Genomic DNA, 21,066 nt, shown 5'->3' on the forward strand with positions numbered 1-21,066 from the left:
CATATCGCTTGATTTACGGCATTTAGCCACCCCTTCTGACCCCAACGGGCCAGCGGCCCTCCCCGGTGCCGCTCGCGTCAGCCGCCGTCGAGGCCGCATTCGGCCCAGATGACCTTGCCCTCCGGGGTGTAGCGCGTGCCCCAGCTCTGGGAGAGCTGCGCGACGAGGAACAGACCGCGACCGCCCTCGTCGGTGGTGGCCGCCCGGCGCAGATGCGGGGCGGTGCTACTGGTGTCGGAGACCTCGCAGATCAGGGAGCGGTCGCGCAGGAGCCGTACCCGGATGGGTCCGCCGCCGTGCCGGATGGCGTTGGTGACCAGCTCGCTGAGCATCAGTTCGGCGGCGAACGCGGCCTCGTCGAGCCCCCAGTCGGCCAGTTGCCGCAGGGCGGCGGAGCGGACCTCGCTGACGCGGGCGGGGTCGGCGGGCAGTTCCCAGGTGGCGATGCGGCGCGGATCGAAGGCGTGGGTGCGGGCGACGAGCAGGGCGATGTCGTCGCCCGGATGAGGGGACGCCACGGTGTCCAGGACCACCTGGCAGGTCTCCTCCGGGCTGTGCTCGGGGTGGGCCAGGGCCGCGCGCAACTGGTCGAGGACGACGTCCACGTCGCGGTCGCGGTCCTCGATGAGTCCGTCGGTGTAGAGGACCAGCCGGCTGCCCTCGGGCAGGTGGATGTCGACGGCCTCGAAGGGCAGCCCCCCGAGGCCGAGCGGGGGCCCGGCGGGCAGTTCGGGGAACGACACGGTGCCGTCGGGCTGGACCAGGGCGGGCGGCGGGTGCCCGGCGCGGGCCAGGGTGCACTGCTGCGAGGTCGGGTCGTAGACGGCGTACAGACAGGTCGCGCCGATGATGCCACCGCCGTCCGAGACGGGGTCCTCCCGGTCCAGTCGTCCCACGAGGTTGTCGAGATGGGTGAGAACCTCGTCCGGCGGGAAGTCGAGTTCGGCGAAGCTGCGGGCGGCCGTACGGACCCGGCCCATGGTCGCGGCGGAGAGCATGCCGTGGCCGACGACGTCGCCGACGAAGAGGCCGATCCGGGTGCCGGACAGCGGGATGACGTCGTACCAGTCGCCGCCGACGTCGGACTCGGCGGGCAGATAACGGTGGGCGACCTCGACGGAGTCCTGGTCGGGGAGTCCTTGCGGGAGCAGGCTGCGCTGCAGGGCCAGGACCATGGTGCGTTCGCGGGTGTAGCGCCGGGCGTTGTCGATGGACAGGGCGGCGCGGGTGGCGAGTTCCTGGGCCAGCGAGCGGTCGTCGTCCCCGAAGGGGGCGGGGTCCTGCGCGCGGTAGAAGGCGGCGACACCGAGGACGACGCCGCGGGCGACCAGGGGGACCGCGATGAGGGAGTGGACGTGGCTCAGGAGCCGGTCGGTGTGCTCGGGGTCGTACGCGAGCCAGCCCGCGGCCGTCTTCAGGTCCGGTTCCAGCACCGCCTCCCCGCTGGTCAGACAGCGCAGCTGCGGGACGGTCGGGCCGTAGTCGACCTGCTTGCCGACCGGGCTGAAGGGGAGGTCGTCGCGGATGCCGTGGACCACCGTGCGGCGCAGGTCGCTGCGCGGGTCCGCGGCCTCCTCTCCGCGCAGGACGGGCTCGGCGAGGTCGATGGTGACGAAGTCGGCGAGGCGCGGGACCGCCGTCTCGGCGAGTTCCTGGGCGGTGCGGCGCACATCCAGGGTGGTTCCGATCCGGGCGCTGGCCTCGGACAGCAGCTCCAGCCGGCGACGCGCGGCCAGGGCGTAGGTGCCGACGTGGGGCTCCCCCACCATGAGGAGACACTTCTTGGAGCCGCCGGGGGAACCGGGAGAGTCGGGGGAACCATGGGAGCCGTGGGAGCCGGGGTGGTCTCCCGGCAGGACGACGGCGGTGGGCGGGGTGCCGGGGGCGGTGGGAGGGGCGCTGTCAGTGGTGGACGGGGCGGTGGACGGGGCGGTGGGGCGGTCGCTCGGGACGCCGTCCGTCGTTGCGGCGTCCGTCGTTGTGGCGTCCGTCGTCACGCTGTCGGCCGTGGTGCCTGCCGCCGTGGCGTCGGCTGCCGTGGCGCCGTCGACGCTCCCGGTGATCCTGCCGGGTGGGGGTACGGCGTCGCGGAGATGGCCAGGGGCCGGGACGGCGGAGAGCGGGCCGGGGGGCGCCACGGTGAGAGTGGAGCCCTGGAGGCGCCGGGCGGCCGGGGTACCGGCGGGCGCGACGGGGTGCGCGCGTTCCCCGGGGAGGCTCAGCACCGGCTCGGGCAGGCGCGGGGCGGTGAGGGGCTCGTGCCGTGCGGCGCCGGGGAGGACGGCCTCGACGGCTATGCCTTCCACTCCGGAGGCGGTGGTCATCGGGCGGCTCACGAGGGTGACCCGTCGGCCGTCCGTCAGGGGTACGTCGACGGTGGCCCGCTGGGCGCGAGAGATCAGCTCAGCGGCCTTCTCCAGGAGGGTCGCCCGGTCGGCGGGGCGCAGCCCGAGGGCCAGTTCGTCGACGCCGACGCCGTGGTGCGGGCCCAGGCCGGTCTCGACGCCTGCGGCCAGGTACGCCCGCAGCAGGGAGCGCTCACGTGTGGAGCTCTGCCGCAGCAGCCGCCGTTCGATGGCCGCGCCCGCCCGGCGGATCACTCCGTCCAGCGCCGGGTTCTCGAAGCCGCGCGGATAACCGAAGCACAGGACGCCTTCGATACGGCCGCTGAGCGGGTCCCGCACGGGAAGCGCGCGGCAGGCGCTGGCCTGGGAGCGTTCGGCGAAGTGCTCGGCGCCGTAGACCCGGATCAGGCGGCGTTCCGCCAGGGCGAGGCCGATGCCGTTGGTGCCGGCGAACCGCTCGGCGAACACGAACCCCGGGGCCGTCTGGATGTCCGGGAGCCGTCTGGCCAGCGACGCCTCGCCGAACCGGCGCAGGAGAACCGTGCCGTTCGCGTCGGCGACGGAGATGTTCATCGCGCTGCCGGCGAACCGGGACGCCAGCCGGTCGAGCACCGGTACGGCCGCGCGGGCGATCCGGTCGTCCCGGTCGAAGTCGTCCCGGAAAGGGAGGTCGGACCGGTCCGGTGAGAGCCCGAGGGACCGGCATCGCTGCCAGGAGCTGAGGATCGATGGGCGGACGCCGGTCTCCAGCGGCTCACCCTGCAGAAACCGCTCACGGAAAAGGGTGGGGCCCGTGCCGTCTGTCGCACGTCCCGTGAGGATCGGCTCGCCGTCGGACCGCACCACGCTGGCCTCACTTGCGCCCTGGACAATCCGCTTATCGGAAATATCTGGCATTGACGAGGATACGGGCATCAGCAACACGAGTCACGGTTCGCGCCGGGCGCCCAGTAGCTCGGGGGTGCGGGTTCGTCGGCGGGTGCGGGTGGTGTGTGGTCGCTCGCGCAGTTCCCCGCGCCCCTGAAAAGCAGGGGCTGCGCCCCATGCTTTTCAACCCGCAGCCCCGTCACCTTTCAGGCCGGCGGGGCCGTAGTCTTTCGGGCCCGCAGGGGCCCGAAGCTTTTAGGGGCGCGGGGAACTGCGCGAGAAGCCCCACCCGTCCGCGGACGAAGAACCGGGCCTCACAGAACCGCGACCGGGTTGACGGGTGAGCCCGTCCCGCCCGGGATGTTCAGGGGGGCCACGACGAGCAGGAACTCGTACCGCCCCGCTGCGGCGAGCGCCGCGGCGAGTGCCTCCAGGTCGAGGTTGTCCAGCAGCGGCACCCCCATCGCGGTCACCGCGAGGGCGTGCACCGGCGAGTGCACGCCCTCCACGGGCGAGGGCCGCACATCGCTGTCACCGTCCCCGCCGAGCAGCGCGATGCCCCGTTCGGCCAGCAGGGGTACGGCGTCCACATGGAACCCCGCGCTCGCCGCGTCGGGGTCCCAGGCGCCGAGTTCCTCACGGCGGCGGACATGCCCGGAGCGCAGCAGCACCGCGTCGCCCTCGACGATCGTCACGCCGAGCGCCTCCTCCGCGGCGAGCACGTCCTCGGCGCGCACCGCCCGCCCCGGTTCAAGCCAGGGGACGCCGAGGACGGCGGGGAGGTCGAGGAGCACACCCCGGGTGACGAGGGGCCCGAGCGCCGAGACCGCGCCGAACCGGGCGCCCGCGGCGCCCACGGTCTCGCGGGCCGGGCGGCCGTCGTAGAGCAGCCCCCGGTAGGCGATGTGGCTCAGCGCGTCGAGATGGGTGACACCCTTGCCGTGGTAGTCGGCGGCGATGAAGTCCTTGTGGGTCGTGGGCTCCGGGCTCTCCACGTCACCGAGGTCGGTCATGTGGTGCAGGGCGGGCTTCCGGTTGTCCGGGCCCGGCCGGGTGTTCCACGGCAGCGCCATCGGGACGACCACCCCGGACCGCACTCCCGCCACGGCCCGCCGCACATGCCCCTCGCTCACCCGGTTCCAGGCGCCGCGATCGGCCCGGTCCCAGCGCCCCCACGTACGCACCGACTCGAAGATCGCGTCGAACTCCCGGCGGGAGACGGCGGGGCCGTTCCCGGAACCGGTGGCCGGCCCGGGGGGAGGGACATCGACGGGAGGGATATCGGCGGGATTCGAGTGTGCTCCGCTCATCGGTACCAACCGTTCGCCTTCGACGCCACATCGGGGAGGGGCGACATCCGAAAAGCACCTTAAGACACCCAAAGCAGTGGAGGTCGGCCACTCGGCCGCCCATCAAGTCGAGAACACGTCGGCCACCCCGAGCGGATCATCGCGAACACCCAGTACGGCCCCCTCACGGAGGCGGACCGGGACTTCGGCATCAAGGTGCGTGCCGCCGGACTGTGGGAGTACCCGTTCGGCGAGATGGAGCGCGGTACGACGCCGGAGATGAAGGAGGCCGGTGATCGACCACATCACCGTGCTGGAGAAGACCGGGCTGGTCAACCACGACCAGGTCAACCACCAGCAGACCAACCCGCCGAAGCTCCCCCAGGAGCAGGTCACCCCGCCCGTGCCCCAGCCGGGAGCCCCGATGGTCGTACTGACCCCGCACTCCTCTTCGCTCTCCCCTCCTCTTTGCTCTCCCCCCCCCTTCCCTCGCCCTCCCTCCGCGGACCGCGCAAGCAGCCCGATCCGCGCTATTGAATGATTGATTCAGCAGTCCTAGCCTTTCTCGATGGCTTCAATCACCTCTCTCCTCCCACGCCCCGAACACCCCCACAGACCCCGTCGCTTGCGGTGGGCCCTGCTGCTGGCCCTGAGCCTCACCCTCCCCACGCTGCCGCCGGCCGCCGCCGCGTCGTCCGCTCCCAAGTCCCCGGACGTCCCCGAGGTGTGGCCGACGCCCCGGCACATCGAGGGCGGCGGGCGTCAACTCACCGTCCCCGACCGGGTGGTGGAGGTGGTCGGGCGCGGCACCGATCCCGCCGCCCGCCGGGTCGTCGAGGCGGCGCTGCGGGCGGCCGGGGCCGACCGGATCGTCACCGTGCCGGCCGGGAAGCGCCCGCCCGCCGCCGGGCTCACCGTCTACGTCGGCGGGCCCGGCGAGAACCCGGCCACCCGGGGCGCGTTGAAGCGGCTGGGCGTCAAGTCCCCGGCGGGCCTGCCGGCGGAGGGGTACGTCCTGGCCTCCGGGCGGCCGGCGGGCCACTCCGGGCGCGCCCTGCTCGCCCTGGCCGGCGTCGACACCACCGGCACCTTCTACGCCGCCCAGACCCTCCGCCAACTCCTCACCGGCAAGCGCCTGCCGGAGGTGACGGTCCGCGACTGGCCCACGGCGAAGCTGCGGGGCGTCATCGAGGGCTTCTACGGCACCCCGTGGACCCACGCCGAGCGGCTGAGCCAACTCGACTTCTACGGCCGCACCAAGCAGAACGTGTACGTCTACTCCCCCAAGGACGATCCTTATCTACGGGAGCGGTGGCGTGACGAATACCCCTCCGCCCAGCTCGGCCGGTTGCGCGAACTCGTCGACCGTGCCGCCGAGAACCATGTCCGCTTCACCTACGCCCTCTCCCCCGGCCTGTCGGTCTGCTACTCCTCCGACGGCGACATCAGCGCCCTGGTCCGCAAGTTCGGCTCGCTGTACGACATCGGGGTGCGCTCCTTCGCGATCCCGCTGGACGACATCAGCTACACGAAGTGGAACTGCGCGGCGGACGAGGAGAAGTTCGGCAGCGGGGGCGGGGCCGCCGGTGCCGCCCAGGCGCATCTGCTGAACCGGGTGTGGGAGGAGTTCTCCGCCGGCCGTACCGGGCTCGATCCGCTGGAGATGGTGCCCACCGAGTACTCCGACCTCGCGGACACCCCGTACAAGAAGGCGCTGCGGGAGAAGTTGGACCCGGGCACGGTCGTCGAGTGGACCGGTGTCGGGGTGATCGCGCCGACCATCACCGCCGCGCAGCTGCGGCAGGCCCGTGAGGTCTACGGGCATCCGATCCTGGTCTGGGACAACTACCCGGTCAACGACTACGTCACCAGCCGTCTGCTGCTCGGCCCCTACACGGGCCGGGAGGCGGGCGTGGCGCGTGAGTCCGTCGGTGTCACCGCCAACCCGATGGTCCAGGCCGAGGCGAGCAAGCTCGCGCTGTTCACGTCGGCGGCCTATCTGTGGAACCCCGACTCCTACGACCCCCGGGCCGCGTTCCTCGCCTCCGTACGGGATCTGGCGGGACCCGGCGCCGCCAAATGGCTGCGGATCTTCGCCGAGAACAGCTACTCCTCCCAGCTCGACGCCACCGAGTCCCCGACCCTGGCCAGGCTCATCGCCGACTTCCGTGAGGCGTACGAGGGGGACAGCGGTCTCGACCGGGCGGCGGCCGCGCTGCGGTCCTACTTCACCGACATGGCGGCCACCCCCGCGAAGTTGCGCTCCCGCCTCGCCAACCCCGGGTTCCTGAAGGAGACTTCGCCGTGGCTCGACAAGCTCGGCGCGTACGGCGGCGCCGGACGGACCGCCGTGGATCTGCTGCTGGCCGGCAAGCGGGGTGACGCGGAGGCCGTGTCGACGTACTGGAACCGGCTGCGGAGCGGGCGGAAGGCGCTGGACGCGATTCCGCAGCAGGTGTCGCCGGGGGTGATGGACCAGTTCCTGTACACGGCGATGCTCCAGCACGCCCCGGACCCCGGCGTCGACGCCTCCTTCGCCCCGGGCTCGCTCTCCTTGAAACCCGGGGCCTCCGGCACGGCGACCCTCCGTTTCTCGGGCAAGGAGGCGCGGACGGTCACCTGGAAGCTCGATGTGCCAGGCGGTGTCACCGCCTCGCCCACAGAGGGAACCGTCACGGTCCCGGCCGGTGGCAGCGCCTCCGCGACCGTCACCCTGACCGGGGTCACCGAGGGCGTGCACTCCGTCGTGGTTTCCGGCTCGGGCGTCCTCGACCGGGCGATCCCGGTCCAGGTCACCGACGGGGACGGCTCGGCGAGGGCCCTTACCGCCAACTTCAGTGGCGCGTCGGTGAGTTCGATCGACCTGGCCTCCGGGAAGAGCACGGACATCGCCGTGGGCAACAACCCCGGTGAAGTGGTCGTGAGCGCCGACGGGCGTACCGCCTACGCCGCGAACCAGGGGTCCGACTCGGTCAGTGTCATCGATGTGGCACGGGGTGAGGTCACCGCCACGGTCGCCGTGGGCCGTGTTCCCGCCGGGCTCGCGCTCACGCCGGACGGCGGCACGCTGTGGGTCGCCAACTACACGGACGGCACGGTCCAGCCGGTGGACACAGGCACATTGAAGGCGGGCGCGAGCGTCGCGGTCGGGGCGGGGCCGGAGAACATGGCGATCACTCCGGACGGCGAGATGCTGTACGTGGCGAACATCCATGACAACACCGTCTCGCCCGTCGACCTGGGCACCCGGAAGGCGGGGGCGGCGATCCCCGTCGGCCCCCGGCCGTTCAACGTCGTCGCCGCGCCGGACGGGAAGCGGGTGTACGTGTCCAACTCCGGTGGCTCGACGGTGACGCCGATCGACACGGCGACCAACGACACCGAGCCGACACTGCTGGTCTCCGGCCAGGCGTACGGGCTCGGTCTGTCACCGGACGGGCGGACGCTGTGGGTGAGCCCCAGTACCGGGGACCACGTCACGCCCGTCGACACGGTGACCGGCGCCCCGGGTGCGCGGGTGACCGTCGGCAGGTCCGCCTTCGACGTCGGTCTGGACTGGGACGGCGGTACGGCCTATGTCACCACGGCCGACGGCAACAGGCTGGTGCCGGTCGACACGGCCTCCGGCACCGCCGGGGCGCCCCTGACGACCGGCGCCTATCCCCTGGCGGTCGCGCTGACGCCCGTACCCGTGGGCTGATCAGCTGGCGGTACGCCGGATCCGTCCGGCGTACCGCTTCTCCAGTTCCAGGTTGCCCTCGAAGCCGCCGGGCACATTGGCGGAGACATAGACCGGGGGGCGATCGCCGGAGGCGAGGAGCTGGGCGGCGGCCTCGGCGACCGTCATCTGGACGAGCATGACGCCGGTCAGCGTGGACAGGGCGCAGACCGCGCCGCCGGTCGGCAGCTCCAGCAGTGCGTCGCCGCGCGGGGCCGCGTTGTCGAGGACGACGTCGGCGAGGTCGGCGAGCTTCTTGCCGCTGGGGTGGGTGGCGGGCACGGAGCGGGTGTGGGCGAGGGAGGTGAGGGCGAGGAGGCGGTGGCCGCGTTCCTTGGCGTGCAGGGCCATCTCGACGATGACGTTGTTGACGCCGGAGTTGGAGATGACGACGAAGAGGTCCTGGGGGCGGGGGTCGGCCAGCTCGTAGAGGCGGACCGCTATGCCGGGCTCGCGCTCCAGGAGCGGGTCGTCGAGGCCGCTGGGGTGGTCGCCGCCGAAGAGGACGAGGTCGGCCATCTGGATCCGGTTCGTGGGCACGAAGCCGCCCGCGCGGCCGGCGAGCTCCAGGACCATGGCCTGGGAGTGGCCGGTGCCGAAGGCCTGGACGACGCCGTCCTCGCGGACACAGTCGGCGATCAGCGCGGCGGCGGCGCGCACGTCGGCGCGCGCGGACTCGGACCCGGTGAGGCGGTTCAGGACGGCCAGGCCCTCGTGCGCGAAGCGGTCCGCGCTCACCGGCTCGATCACGGACTCATTGGCGGACTCGACGGACACCTGAGACTCCCCACTGGTGGATTGAACCACCCCATACGCACCTATCAGTGAATCACTGAATCACAGGCTCGGCATCGAGGGCAATGGCGCAGTTCACCCCCGAGTGCGGTCACAAAGCCCGGTCCTGGTATTCAGCCTCTGTGTCAACGGGTGGCTGGTACCTTCTCTGCATGCCCTCGACCGATGTCACCACCCTGATCCGCACCGAGCTGCCCCGGCTGGCCGGCTCCCTGCGGAAGGTCGGCGAGCTGATCCTGGAGGATCCGGCCGCCGTCACCCACTGCTCGGCCGCGGAGCTGGGCCGCCGCACCGGCACCTCGCAGGCCACGGTCACCCGGTTCTGCCGGGCCATCGGCCTCGACTCGTACCAGCATCTGCTGATCGAGCTGGCCCAGGAGCGGGGCCGGGGCGAGTCCTCCGAGTGGGGCAACACCGAGATCGGGCCGGACATCTCCCCCGACGACAGCCTGGAGCGGGTCGTGCAGGTCGTCGGCACCGCCGACCTGCGGGCCATCCAGCAGACCATCGACCGGATCGACCTGGACTCCGTCGAGCGCGCGGCCCAGGCCGTGGCCCGGGCGCGGCGCGTGGACGTGTACGGCGTCGGCGGCAGCGGGGCGGTCGCCCAGGAGACGGAGACCCGGCTGTTCCGCATCGGCTGCGCGGTGCGCGGCTGGACCGAGGTGCACGCGGCGACCACCTCCGCCGCCCTGCTGACCCCGGCGGACGTGGCGATCGGCATCTCCCACTCCGGCGCCACCCGTGAGGTGATCGAGCCGTTCGAGCTGGCCAAGGAGCGCGGCGCCACCACCGTCGCGCTGACCGCCGACCCGCGCTCGCCGCTGGCCCGCGCCGCCGACATCCGGCTGATCTCCTCCTCCTCGGAGACCAGCTTCCGCACCGGCAGCATCGGCGCCCGCCACTCCGTGCTGATGCTCATCGACTGCCTGTACGTCCGCGTCGGCCAGCTCTCCTACCAGCGGGCGAGCGCCTCCCTGGCGCTGACCGACCACATCGCGGGGGCACACGCGGTGAAGTCCCGGCGCCCTCGCTGAACGGGCGGGGCGTCGACCGCCGGACCGACCGGCTTTGCATGGATGAATCAACCAATATTCCGATGCATGGTTGATTGAACCACCCCGCGCTGCCAGGATGGGGCTCCGCCGAGCACTCGTAGGAGCCTCATGCGCGTCATCTCTGTCGAGTCGACCGAGCTTTTCGTCGGGACGGAGGACCAGCCGCACCAGGTGGTCGCCGTCGAGGTCGAGCACGACCCGGGCCGGCCGGTCCGGCTGAGCGTGGCGGGCCCGGGCGTACGCGGTGCCGGGGAGACCGCCGTCACCGTCGGCGAGGCCGGGACCGTACGCGCCGAGATACCCGTGGCCGTCGACGGCCTCGCGCCCGGTGACCGCCGCGAGATCACCGTCAAGGCCGCCGACGGGGACCGGGTCGCCCGGCTCACCGCCGAGTTCACGGCCGCCGAGCCCGGCTGGACCATGTTCATGGTCAGCCACTTCCACTACGACCCCGTCTGGTGGAACACGCAGGCCGCCTACACCGAGACCTGGGACGTCGCCGACGACCCGGCCGTCACGGGCCTGCCCGCGCGGACCTTCGACTCGCGCGGCCAGTCCGGCATGAGCCTGGTGCGTGCCCACTGCGATCTGGCCCGGCGCGACCCGGCGTACACCTTCGTGCTCGCCGAGGTGGACTACCTCAAGCCCTACTGGGACGCCTTCCCCGAGGAGCGGTCCTTCCTGCGGCAGCTGATCCGCACCGGCCGGGTCGAGATCATGGGCGGCACCTACAACGAGCCCAACACCAACCTCACCGGCGCCGAGGCGACCATCCGCAACGCGCTGTACGGCGACGGCTTCCAGCGCGGGATCATCGGGGCGTCGCCGGAGACGGCCTGGCAGCTGGACGCGTTCGGGCACGACCCGCAGTTCCCGGGGCTGATGGCGGACGCGGGGGTCACGTCGAGTTCGTGGGCGCGCGGGCCGTTCCACCAGTGGGGGCCGACGCTGTCGGTGTTCGGCGAGGAGCCGCGCGATCCCCGCCGGATGCAGTTCCCGGCGGAGTTCAGCTGGATCGCCCCGAGCGGGCGCGGGCTGCTGACCGCGTACATGGTCAACCACTACGGCGCCGGCTGGGCCATCGACAACGCGCCCACCCTGCCCGAGGCCGAGGCCGCCGCGCTCAAGCTCTTCCGGGGGCTGAAGAAGGTCGCGCTCACCCGCAACGTGCTGCTGCCGGTCGGCGGCGACTACGCCCCGCCGTGCCGCTGGGTGATGGGCATCCACCGCGACTGGAAGGAGCGGTACGTCTGGCCCCGGTTCATCAGCGGCATCCCCCGGGACTTCTTCGCCGCCGTACGGGCCGAGCTGGAGCGGGAGGGGCGCACGGCCTCCCCGCAGACCCGGGACATGAACCCGGTGTACACCGGCAAGGACGTCTCCTACATCGACACCAAGCAGGCCCAGCGGTACGGGGAGGCACTGCTCGCCGACGCCGAGGCCTGGGCGACCCTCGCCTCCCTCACCGCCGGGCACCCCTACCCGGACGCGGCCCTCGACAAGGCCTGGCGGCAGCTGATCTACGGCGCCCACCACGACGCCATCACCGGCTCCGAGTCGGACCAGGTGTACATCGACCTGCTCACGGGCTGGCGGGAGCTGTACGACCTGGCGGAGACCGTGCACGCCGACGCGACCCAGGCGCTCGCCGACCGGGTCGTGCCCCTGCCGGGCGACGGCACCGACCTGGTCGTCTTCAACTCCGCGACCTGGCAGCGCAAGGACGTGCTGACCGTCGCCGACCCCGGCCGGGTCCCGCTGGACCACACCGGTCTGCCGCTGCCGGCCGTGTCCGAGGACGGCGAACTGAAGGTCGTCGTCCCGGAGGTACCCGGCATGGGCCTCAAGGCGCTCTCCCTGGCGGAGGGCAGCGTGCCCGGCTGGACGGCGGGCGAGGGGACGACGATCCGCAACGAGTTCTACGAGGTGACGGTCGACCCCGCGCGCGGCGGCGGTGTCAGCAGTCTGCGGGCGCTCACCGAAGCCGGGACCGAGGGCGGCCTGGAGCTGTTGCGCGCCGGGGACATCGGCAACGAACTGGTCGTGCAGGAGGAGTATCCGAGGCACCCGCGCTTCGGTGAGGGGCCCTGGCACCTCACGCCGACCGGTACCACCGCCGCCCGCAGCCGGGACGTGACGGCTGACATCGATGTCGAACACTCGTCCGCAGGCTCGCGTATCACCGTCCGCGCCGACCTGGGCCTTTTCCGGTACACCCAGCGGCTCACGCTCTGGACCGGCGTCGACCGGCTGGACGTGACGACGACCGTCGACGGCTACGACGGCGCCGACCGGCTGATCCGGGTGCGCTGGCCCTCGGACGTGCGCGGCGGGCTGCCGGTGCACGAGGTAGCGGACGCGGTGATCGGGCGCGGGTTCGGGTTCGTGGAGGTGGACAGCGAGCAGTTCCCGTGGACGCTGGACAACCCCGCCAACACCTGGTTCGGGCTCGGCTCCACGGCCCGGGTCGCCGTCCACGACGACACCGGCACGCTGCTCGGGCACCGGTCCGTCGGCGTCGCCGAGCTGATCTTCAGCGACTGGGACACCGCCGGTGAGCTGGGCACCCCGCTCGCGGCGGCCCTGGTGCGCACGGGCGTCACGGCCACCTCGACGATCGCGGGCGGCCCCCGCTACGGCGATCTGGAGGTCGACTCCAACCTGCCCGACCTCCGCATCGCGGTCGGCGGCCCGGAGCGCAACTCCCTGGTCGCCGAGGCCCTCGGCTGGGACCCGGCCGCCGCCCGCGAACTGCGCCGCCAACTGTCCGAGGACGGCCTGGCGTCGGTGTGGGTGGCCCCGCGTGCCTCGCTGCGCGAGGAGTGGGTGCCCGGCGCCGACCTGCGCGATCTGGAGCGGCTGCCGCTGCTCGTGGTGGCGGGCGCCCGCCCCGAGGACGACGCGAAGGCCGTCGCCGCGCTGGTCGCCGACCTGGAGGACGCGACCGTACGGGCCACGGCGGCGGGCGGCGGCGAGGCGCTGCCGCCGGGCGACGCCTGGGACGGGCGGGGCTTCGCGATCCTCAACCGGGGCACCCCGGGCTGTGTGGTCACCTCCTCCGGCGATCTCTACATGTCGCTGATGCGCTCCTGCACCGGCTGGCCCTCCGGCATCTGGGTCGACCCGCCCCGCCGCACCGCCCCCGACGGCTCGGGCTTCCAGCTGCAGCGCTGGTCGCACACCTTCGAGTACGCGGTCGTCGCGGGCGAGGGCGACTGGCGCGACCTGGGCTGGCCACGCGAGGGGCACGCCTACAACCGTCCGCTGACGGCGCGGCTGCGGGAGCCCGACCATCCGCTCACGGCCCGGCTGAAGGAGCCCGCCGGAACTCCGGCCGGCCTGCCGAGGACCACGGCCCTGCTGGCGCTGGAGCCCGAGGGCCGGGTGCTGCTGGACGCGCTGAAGCCGGCCGGGTCGCCGCTGGCCCGGGGCGGTACGGCTCCGGCGGCACCCGCGCGCGGGGTCGTCGTACGGGCGCACGAGGTGGACGGGCGGCCGGTGCGGGCGCGGCTGACGGGCCCCTCGGCGTGGGCCGAGGGCGGCCGGGCGGACGTCCTGGAGCGGCCCGGTGAGGCGCTGGTGCCCGGGGCGGACGGGGCGCTGGAGCTGGATCTGACGGGGTTCGAGGTGGCCACGGTGCTGGCCACGCCGGTCGACGGCCGCCCGGCCGAGGGCCCCGGTGTCGCCGCGCACGAACCCGCGCAGCCCGTGCACACCCGGTACTGGCTGCACAACTCCGGCCCCGCGCCCCGGGGGAACATGCCCGTGGCCGTGTATCTCTCGCCGACCGCGCTGAGCGCCGAAGGACCGGTCACCGCGACGGTCCGTGTCTCCTCCGAGCTGACCGACGCGCCCGTGTCGGGCACGGTGGCCCTGGAGGTGCCGCCCGGCTGGAGCGTCGAGCCCGACCGGCTGCCGTACGCGCTCGGCCCCGGCGGCTTCTCACTGACCGAGGTCACCGTGACGCCCCCGCCGGACCCGGTGCCCGGCCGGTACGCGCTGGCCGCGCGGCTGACGTACGAGGGGCAGACGTTCGAGGACGTCGTCGCCCTGGACGTGCCCGGCGAGGCCGCGGAGGGCGGACCCGACGGGCGGACCGGGCCGAGTCTCGTGCTGGAGCTGGGTGTCGACCGGGTCGAGGTGCGCCGGGGTGAGCGCGTGCGGGTGCCGGTGCGGGTGCGGAACACGACCCGGGGGCCGGTGAGCGGGCAGCTGTGGGCGCTGTCGTCCTGGGGCACCTGGGCGGGCGTCGGACCGGGGCTCCAGGGGTTCGCCCTGGCCCCCGGCGAGAGCGCGGACCACTTCGTCGAGGTGGACGGCTCGGCGGTGTCGCCGGGGTCGTACTGGCTGATGGCGAAGGCCGGCTGGCACGGCTGTGTGGCCTATACGGAGACGGTCGTCCTGGAGGTGAGGCCATGAACGAACACCCGGAGGCCCTGCACGAACGTCTGGCGCACGGCAGTCGTGCGGAGCCCCACGACCATGCCCCGCCGCACACGCGCCCGGCCCCCGGCGGACCCGCCGTGCTCGTCGGCGGTGAACCGGTCCCCCGGGGCCGCGTGGACGCCGTGCTGGACGCCGTGCCCGCCCGGGACCGGGAGGCGCGGCCGGAGGGGCAGGGGCGGGCGCAGCGGCAGCGGCGGCGGTGGGCGACACAGGTCGTCGTCGCGGACGAGCTGGCCCGGCGCGCCTGTGTGGCGCGGGGGCTCGCGCCGCCGCCCGAGGTGTCCCCGGCCCGCGCGCTCGCGGTGTCCGGGACCGAGGTCGCCGACCTGGGCAGCATCATCGCCGTGGCGCTCGCCCACTCCACCGCCGCGCGCACCCTGCTGGCGGCGCTGGAGGCCGAGCAGCGGGTGCCGGAGCGGGCCGTCCGGGGCTACTACGACCGCAACCCGGACCGTTTCCTCACCTCGGAGGCGCTGCGGCGCGGCGTCGACCCGTACGGCGGGGCGGGCCCGGAGGACTTCCTGCCGTACGACGAGGTCCATGACGACGTCGTGCGGGAGCTGCGGCGGGCGATGGGCCGACAGGCCTTCTTCGACTGGCTGGACCGTGCCCGGGCCGACGTGGAGTACACCCCGGGGCACGAGCACCCCGGCGATCCGTCGCACCCCGACCACGAGCACCGGCACTGACACCCGGCGGCCCGCCCTCGCCTGGGCATCGGAACGCCCGGCAAACGACTCGGAACCGAAAAGCAACACGGCAAGCCATTGACCTCCGATGAATTCTGGTCCACCTTTTCATCAATCGGAGTCCAAGTTGGTGATTTGAACCAGCAGTGTGACCCAGCAGCTGACTGATCGCAGGAGGCGACATGCGCGCGAGAAGACTGACCGGATGTGTGGTGGGCGTCATCGCCCTCACCCTGACCGCCGCCGGCTGCGGCCTGTCGGGCGGCGGCTCCGACAGCGGGGACGCCACCGCCGGCGGCTGCAAGGTCGACAAGGGCAACGTCGGTTCCGGGAAGCTCACCGGGGACGTCAAGGGCACGATCACCTTCCAGACGACGAACCTGAAGAAAGACTTCGGCGGCTACTTCAACGGCGTGATCAAGGCCTTCGAGAAGGCTCACCCGGACACCACGGTGAAGTGGGTCGACGACCCGGGCGACGCCACCTTCACCCAGCGCCTGGTCGCGGACGCGCAGGGCTGCACGCTCCCGGACGTGGTGAACATCAACGTCAACACGGCGATCGCGCTCACCAAGAACGGCTATCTGCTCGACCTGGACAAGAAGGCCCCGGACGCGGGCGAGCCGTTCGTGCCCAATCTGTGGAAGTCGAGCATGTACGCGGACGCCTCCGGCGCCAAGGTGCACAGCGTGCTCCCCTGGTACTCCGGTGGCATCGTGCAGACCTTCAACACCGAGCTGATGGAGAAGGCGGGCCTCGACCCGGCCAAACCTCCGACGACCGTGCTCGGTCTGTTCGAGGACGCCCAGAAGGTGGCGGAGGCCTCGGACGGCAAGTACTACGCGTTCCTCGCCAACCCGCAGCTGCGCATCCCGGCCGACTGGCAGCAGATGGACATCAAGATCCTGTCCTCCGACGGCAAGAAGTTCACCTTCGCCGACGACCCCAAGACCGCGCGGTGGGTCGACGCCATGACGAAGCTCTACAAGGCCGGCGGCATGCCGAGGGATTCGCTCTCCTCCACCCAGGACCCGGCCAACGTCTACGGCCAGGGCAAGCTGGTCTACGGCCCGACGAACCCCAACTTCCTGCGGTTCATCCAGCAGAACAACCCGAGTGTCTACAAGAAGACCGGGGTCGCCCGCTTCATGCTGGACGACCTGGGCCACACGGTCGGCGCCCCGCAGTACATAGGGGTCGCGTCCACCAGCAAGAACGCGGCGACCGCGCTCTCCTTCGCGCAGTTCCTGACCAACGCCCAGAACCAGCTGGAGTGGGCGAAGGACCCGAACGTCGTCATCTTCCCCTCCACCACGGCCTCCCTCGACGACCCGTTCTTCCAGTCGGTCAAGGGCGACGACCCGTTCGCCGAGGCCCGCAAGACGGTCGCGAGCGACCGCAAGACCGCGACGGCCGACGAGATCGCCCTGACACCCGGCGAGTTGAACGCCATCACGGCCCAGATCCAGCTGGCCATGCAGGGCAAGAAGAGCGCCCAGGACGCCCTCGACGAGGCCCAGAAGAAGGCCAACGAGCTGATCGAGCAGGGCAGCTGAGTATGACCACCCTCTCTTCCCCCACCAAGGGATCGGGGGTCGCGGTCTCCTCCCGCGACTCCCGGCCCGGGGAACCGAGCGGCCGGCGCCGCCCGTTGCGGGCCCTCAAGCCGGGCCCCACCGCCGATGCGGGCGGCGCCGCGCTGTACCGCCGCTGGTGGCTGCCGTGGCTGTGGATGTCACCGGCGATCATCGGCGTCACCGTCTTCGGTCTGTACCCGTTCCTGAACACGCTGCTGCTGTCGTTCACCGACGCCAAACCGCTCGGCGGCGCCGCCTCGTTCGTGGGCCTGGACAACTACACGCGGATGCTGGGCGACTCCGACTTCTGGCTCGCCACCCGCAACAGCGTGCTGTACGCGCTGATCGTGGTCCCGCTGATGGTGCTGCTGCCGCTGATGCTGGCCGTGCTGGTGGAGAAGAACCTGCCGGGCATCGGCTTCTTCCGCTCCGCCTTCTACACCCCGGTCCTCGCCTCCAGCGTGGTCGTGGGCCTGAGCTGGCAGTGGCTGCTCAGCGACCAGGGCCTGGTCAACACCTGGCTGCAGAAGGCCCACATCATCCGGTCGGCGATCCCGTTCCTGTCCGACTCCTGGCTGATCCTGCTGTGCGCGATGGGGCTCACCCTGTGGAAGGGCCTCGGCTGGTACATGATCTTCTACCTGGCCGCGCTCGGGAACGTGCCCAAGGAGCTGCACGAGGCCGCCGCCGTGGACGGCGCGGGCGCGATCCGCCGCTTCTGGCACGTCACCATGCCGGGCGTGCGCACCTCGATGATGCTCGTCGGCACGCTCACCGGTATCGGCTCGCTACGGGTGTTCACCGAGATCTACATGCTCGGCGGCTCCACCGGCGGCCCCGGCGGCGCCGACCGCACCCTGCCCTTCTACATCCGGGACGTCGCCCTCGACCCGCTCACCGGCAACGCCGGCTACGGCTCGGCGGTCAGCGTCGCCCTCTTCGTACTCACCCTGGGCCTCACGCTGCTGGCGCAGCGGCTGACGAAGGAGGACGAGTCATGACGACCGCCGTGACGTCCCCGGGTGCCGCGAAGAAGCGCCGGCGCCTGACACCGCGCTGGCGGGACTACGGCCGACCGCGCGAACTGGTCGTCCGCTACCTGCTGTTGCTGTTCGTCCTCGGCATCACCGTCGGCCCGCTGCTGTGGCAGCTGCTGTCGTCGCTGAAGGGTGTCGGCGAGGACGTGTTCGGCTCGAACGCCTCGCTCTTCCCGCGCGACCCGACGCTGCGCGCCTACCGCGAGGTGTTCGCCCAGGTCCCGGTGTGGACGTACATCCGCAACAGCATGATGGTCGTCGCCCTGTCGGTCACCAGCCAGCTGGTCTTCTCCACGCTCGCCGGCTACATGCTCTCCAAGCCGAGCTGGAAGGGCCGCAAGCTGGTCTGGGTGCTGCTGATGGCGTCCATGATGTTCCCCTTCGAGTCGATCATGGTCTCGCTGTTCCTGAGCATCCGTGACCTGGGCCTGCTCGACCACGTGGCGGGGGTCTGGCTGCCCGGCTTCGTCGCCGCCATCAACGTCCTCATCATGCGGGCCGCGTTCCTCGCCGTGCCGCGGGAGATCGAGGACGCGGCGATGCTGGACGGGGCGGGCGAGTGGAAGCGGTTCCGGTATCTGTATCTGCCGTCCGCGTGGGGCGCCATCCTCGTCGTCACCATCAACACCTTCATCAGCGCCTGGGACGACTTCCTCTGGCCCCTGATCGTGCTGCGCACCGAGGACCACTTCACGCTGACGCTGGGCCTGGCCCGTCTGCAGTCCTCGTCCTTCGGCTACGACCAGCGGATGGTGATGGCGGGTTCGGTGATCTCCGTGATCCCGGTGCTGGTGCTGTTCGTGATCACCCAGCGGTGGTTCTACAAGGGGGTGTCCTCCGGGGCCGTCAAACTCTGACGTCCAGCACGGCGGGTACAGCGTCGAGCGCCCCCCGCGCCGACTCGGCGACCCGGATCTCGACGGCACCGACGCCGGGGGGCACCTCGAACGACAGGGAGACCGTACGGCGCTCACCCGGCGCGAGCCCGACACCCTCGAACGCGCACAGTTCGAGGGTGCGCGGCCATACGGGGGTGATCAGCCGTCGCAGATAGACCTGCACGACCGTACGCCCGTGCCGTTCCCCCGTGTTGGTGACGTCGACCTCGACCGTGGACCCGGACAGACGGGGCGTGCCGTACGCGAAGCTCGTGTACGACAGCCCGTGCCCGAAGGAGTGCAGCGGCTCGGCGCTCTCGTCCACGTAGGCGCCGTACTCGGTGTCCTTGTGGTTGTAGTAGACCGGGAGTTGGGCCGCCGAGCGCGGCACCGAGACGGGCAGCCGGCCCATGGGTTCCGTGAGCCCCAGCAGTACCTCGGCGATCGCGGTGCCGCCCCACGGGCCCGGGTACCAGGCGGTGAGCAGCGCGTCCGCCGTGTCGGGCACCGCGTGCGGGCGGCCCTGGATGAGGACGACCGCCGTCGGTGTGCCCGTCGCGACGACCGCGTCCAGCAGCGCGTGCTGGGCCTCCCCCAGCCGCAGCCCCGCGAGGTCGACGCCCTCGCCGCAGGTCATCTCGGACACGACGGTCCGCGCGGCCCCGTTGGCGTCGAACTCCGTGTCGGGCGTACGGGCGCTGCTGCCGCCCAGCACGAGCACGGCCAGGTCGGCCGCGGCGGCTTCGGCGATGGCGGCCGGGATACCGGTGCGGTCGGCGCCGGTGAGGGCCGCGCCCCTGGTGTGGCGGATGTCCGTGCCGGGCGGGGCCAGTTCACGCAGGGCGTCGAGGACGCTCACGCCGGTGCCGGGGCGCTGGGGGGCGGCGTAGTCGCCGAGTTGGTGGGCAGTGGTGGCCGCGTGCGGGCCGAGTACCGCGATCCGGCGCACCGAGGGGCCGATGGGCAGGACGCCGGCCGGGTTGTGGAGCAGGGTGACGCAGGCGCGGGCCAGGTCGGTGCTCAGGGCGCGTCCGGCAGCGGGCTCGGGGATCGGCGCGCGGCGGGTGTGTTCGAGGTTCGGCGCGCGACCCGTGTGTTCGAGGTTCGGCGCGCGGCCTGTGTGTTCAGGGCTCGGCGCGCGGCGCGTGTAGGGGTTCTCGAACAGGCCGAGGCGGAACTTCAGGCGTAGGACGCGGGCGACGGCGGCGTCGAGCGCGGCCTCGCTCACCAGGCCCCGTTCGACGGCCTCCTCCAGGTGCGTGAAGCCCTCGTCCCAGAGGCTGAGGTCGATCCCGGCGTCCAGGGCGAGGGCGCCGGCGGAGACCCTGTCGCCGGTGACGCGGGCGAGGCGGTCCACGGCGAGCCCGTCGGCCATGACCAGGCCCTCGAAGCCCCAGCGGTCCCGGAGCAGCCCGGTGAGGAGGGCGCGGTTTCCGGAGCAGGGGATGCCGTCGACCTCGTTGTAGGCGGCCATGACGGCGGCGGCGCCGGCGCGGACTCCGGCGCGGGCGGCCGGGAGGTGGATCTCGTGCAGTTCGCGGGGGCCGAGTTCGGACTCGGAGGAGTTGCGGCCGCCGACCGTGGCGCCCTGTCCCGCGAAGTGCTTGAGGACGACGGGAGCACGGTCGGGGGCGAAGCCTCCCTCCGCGTCCGGTGTTCCCTGCATGCCCCTCACCAGCGCCTCCGTCAGGCGGGCCGCGAGGTACGGGTCCTCGCCGAAGCACTCCTCGGTACGGCCCCAGCGCGGGTCCCGGGCGATGTCCAGCGCGGAGACGAGGGCCACGTGGCCGCCCCGGGCGCGGAGTTCGGCGGCGGCGTGCGCGGCGGCCCGTTCGTACAGCTCCGGGTCCCAGGTGGCGCCGACGGCCAGATTGACGGGGAGGACCGTGCCGTCGAGGGCCATGTGGCCATGCGGGACCTCCTCGACGAACAGGGCGGGGATACGGAGGCGGCTGCGTTCCAGGACGTGCCGCTGGACCAGATCGGCGAGGTCGGCGCTGTCGCCGGCGCCGGGCCCGTGACCGTGGTCGACGCCGGACCAGGCGTCGGCGCGCATCAGACCGTAGAGGGCGCCGAGTCCCACGAAGCGCTCGGTCTCGGCGTGCAGGGCGTCGGTGAGCGCGAAGTCCCCGGCCGGGGTGCGGCGGTAGGCGTCCCAGCCGTACATCCGCTGGTTGAGCTGGCCGACCTTCTCGCGCCGGGTCATCCGGGAGAGGAGGTCGGCGACGCGGGTGTCGAGGGGGGCGGCCGGGTCGAGGTACGGGGGCCGGGTCACGGTGGTGGCGGCGGCCGGGGCGACCGGCTGGTCCTGCGGGGGCATGGGTCGTCCTTGTCGGCATCGGGGAGGGGGAGTTGAGCAGGGGGCGG

11 protein-coding genes and 1 pseudogene are annotated in these 21,066 nt (G+C 72.4%); 8 read left to right on the forward strand and 4 right to left on the reverse strand.

Features of this window, described 5'->3' with window-relative positions:
* Window positions 1–77: 77 nt before the first annotated feature.
* Both ABT147_RS09400 and ABT147_RS09405 read right to left on the reverse strand, forming a co-directional pair.
* Window positions 78–3,191, reverse strand: a complete 3,114-nt coding sequence (locus tag ABT147_RS09400; protein WP_351403676.1) for a SpoIIE family protein phosphatase — start codon at window positions 3,189–3,191, stop codon at window positions 78–80.
* Window positions 3,192–3,526: 335 nt separating this feature from the next.
* The gene (locus tag ABT147_RS09405) at window positions 3,527–4,522 is read right to left on the reverse strand and encodes a cyclase family protein (RefSeq protein ID WP_351403678.1); all 996 of its coding nucleotides are present in this window, start codon (window positions 4,520–4,522) and stop codon (window positions 3,527–3,529) included.
* A 129-nt stretch (window positions 4,523–4,651) separates the two neighbouring features.
* Here ABT147_RS09405 and ABT147_RS09410 point away from each other — a divergent pair.
* Window positions 4,652–5,042, forward strand: a pseudogene (locus ABT147_RS09410) (hypothetical protein); the annotation flags it as partial.
* Window positions 5,043–5,069: 27 nt separating this feature from the next.
* On the forward strand, window positions 5,070–8,201 hold the full coding sequence (locus ABT147_RS09415) for a beta-N-acetylglucosaminidase domain-containing protein (RefSeq protein ID WP_351403679.1): 3,132 nt from the start codon (window positions 5,070–5,072) through the stop codon (window positions 8,199–8,201).
* Here ABT147_RS09415 and ABT147_RS09420 read toward each other — a convergent pair whose 3' ends face one another.
* Entirely contained in the window at window positions 8,202–8,996 is a 795-nt protein-coding gene (locus ABT147_RS09420) for a sugar isomerase domain-containing protein (protein WP_351403680.1), read from the reverse strand.
* Window positions 8,997–9,166: 170 nt separating this feature from the next.
* On the opposite strand from ABT147_RS09420, the gene ABT147_RS09425 reads away from it, so the two are divergent.
* From ABT147_RS09425 to ABT147_RS09450, 6 genes are all read left to right on the forward strand, one after another.
* Window positions 9,167–10,051, forward strand: a complete 885-nt coding sequence (locus ABT147_RS09425; RefSeq protein ID WP_086759007.1) for a MurR/RpiR family transcriptional regulator — start codon at window positions 9,167–9,169, stop codon at window positions 10,049–10,051.
* A gap of 129 nt (window positions 10,052–10,180) precedes the next feature.
* A complete protein-coding gene (locus ABT147_RS09430; protein WP_351403681.1) occupies window positions 10,181–14,491 on the forward strand; it encodes a glycoside hydrolase family 38 N-terminal domain-containing protein in 4,311 nt (1,436 codons plus the stop codon).
* A complete protein-coding gene (locus tag ABT147_RS09435) occupies window positions 14,488–15,207 on the forward strand; it encodes a peptidyl-prolyl cis-trans isomerase (RefSeq protein WP_351403682.1) in 720 nt (239 codons plus the stop codon). Before ABT147_RS09430 ends, ABT147_RS09435 begins: the two co-directional genes overlap by 4 nt.
* 182 nt (window positions 15,208–15,389) lie before the next feature.
* The gene (locus ABT147_RS09440; protein WP_351403683.1) at window positions 15,390–16,763 is read left to right on the forward strand and encodes an extracellular solute-binding protein; all 1,374 of its coding nucleotides are present in this window, start codon (window positions 15,390–15,392) and stop codon (window positions 16,761–16,763) included.
* A gap of 2 nt (window positions 16,764–16,765) precedes the next feature.
* A complete protein-coding gene (locus tag ABT147_RS09445) occupies window positions 16,766–17,785 on the forward strand; it encodes a carbohydrate ABC transporter permease (RefSeq protein ID WP_351403684.1) in 1,020 nt (339 codons plus the stop codon).
* Window positions 17,782–18,678 carry a carbohydrate ABC transporter permease gene (locus ABT147_RS09450; protein ID WP_351403685.1) on the forward strand — a complete coding sequence of 299 codons (897 nt, stop codon included), beginning with the start codon at window positions 17,782–17,784 and terminating at the stop codon, window positions 18,676–18,678. Before ABT147_RS09445 ends, ABT147_RS09450 begins: the two co-directional genes overlap by 4 nt.
* On the opposite strand, the gene ABT147_RS09455 is transcribed toward ABT147_RS09450, so the two are convergent.
* On the reverse strand, window positions 18,668–21,019 hold the full coding sequence (locus ABT147_RS09455; protein WP_351403687.1) for a glycoside hydrolase family 3 N-terminal domain-containing protein: 2,352 nt from the start codon (window positions 21,017–21,019) through the stop codon (window positions 18,668–18,670). The two genes, ABT147_RS09450 and ABT147_RS09455, sit on opposite strands and share 11 nt — an antisense overlap.
* Window positions 21,020–21,066: the final 47 nt, after the last annotated feature.

Source organism: Streptomyces sp. NPDC001868 (genome assembly GCF_040297125.1).
Classification (GTDB): domain Bacteria; phylum Actinomycetota; class Actinomycetes; order Streptomycetales; family Streptomycetaceae; genus Streptomyces.

Excerpts from the sequence above, each read along its gene's own strand:
- ABT147_RS09425 (WP_086759007.1), top strand. The coding sequence starts at position 9,167 with ATGCCCTCGACCGATGTCACCACCCTGATCCGCACCGAGCTGCCCCGG.
- ABT147_RS09405 (WP_351403678.1), bottom strand. The coding sequence starts at position 4,522 with ATGAGCGGAGCACACTCGAATCCCGCCGATATCCCTCCCGTCGATGTC.
- ABT147_RS09445 (WP_351403684.1), top strand. The coding sequence starts at position 16,766 with ATGACCACCCTCTCTTCCCCCACCAAGGGATCGGGGGTCGCGGTCTCC.
- ABT147_RS09415 (WP_351403679.1), top strand. The coding sequence starts at position 5,070 with ATGGCTTCAATCACCTCTCTCCTCCCACGCCCCGAACACCCCCACAGA.
- ABT147_RS09440 (WP_351403683.1), top strand. The coding sequence starts at position 15,390 with ATGCGCGCGAGAAGACTGACCGGATGTGTGGTGGGCGTCATCGCCCTC.
- ABT147_RS09450 (WP_351403685.1), top strand. The coding sequence starts at position 17,782 with ATGACGACCGCCGTGACGTCCCCGGGTGCCGCGAAGAAGCGCCGGCGC.
- ABT147_RS09435 (WP_351403682.1), top strand. The coding sequence starts at position 14,488 with ATGAACGAACACCCGGAGGCCCTGCACGAACGTCTGGCGCACGGCAGT.
- ABT147_RS09430 (WP_351403681.1), top strand. The coding sequence starts at position 10,181 with ATGCGCGTCATCTCTGTCGAGTCGACCGAGCTTTTCGTCGGGACGGAG.
- ABT147_RS09455 (WP_351403687.1), bottom strand. The coding sequence starts at position 21,019 with ATGCCCCCGCAGGACCAGCCGGTCGCCCCGGCCGCCGCCACCACCGTG.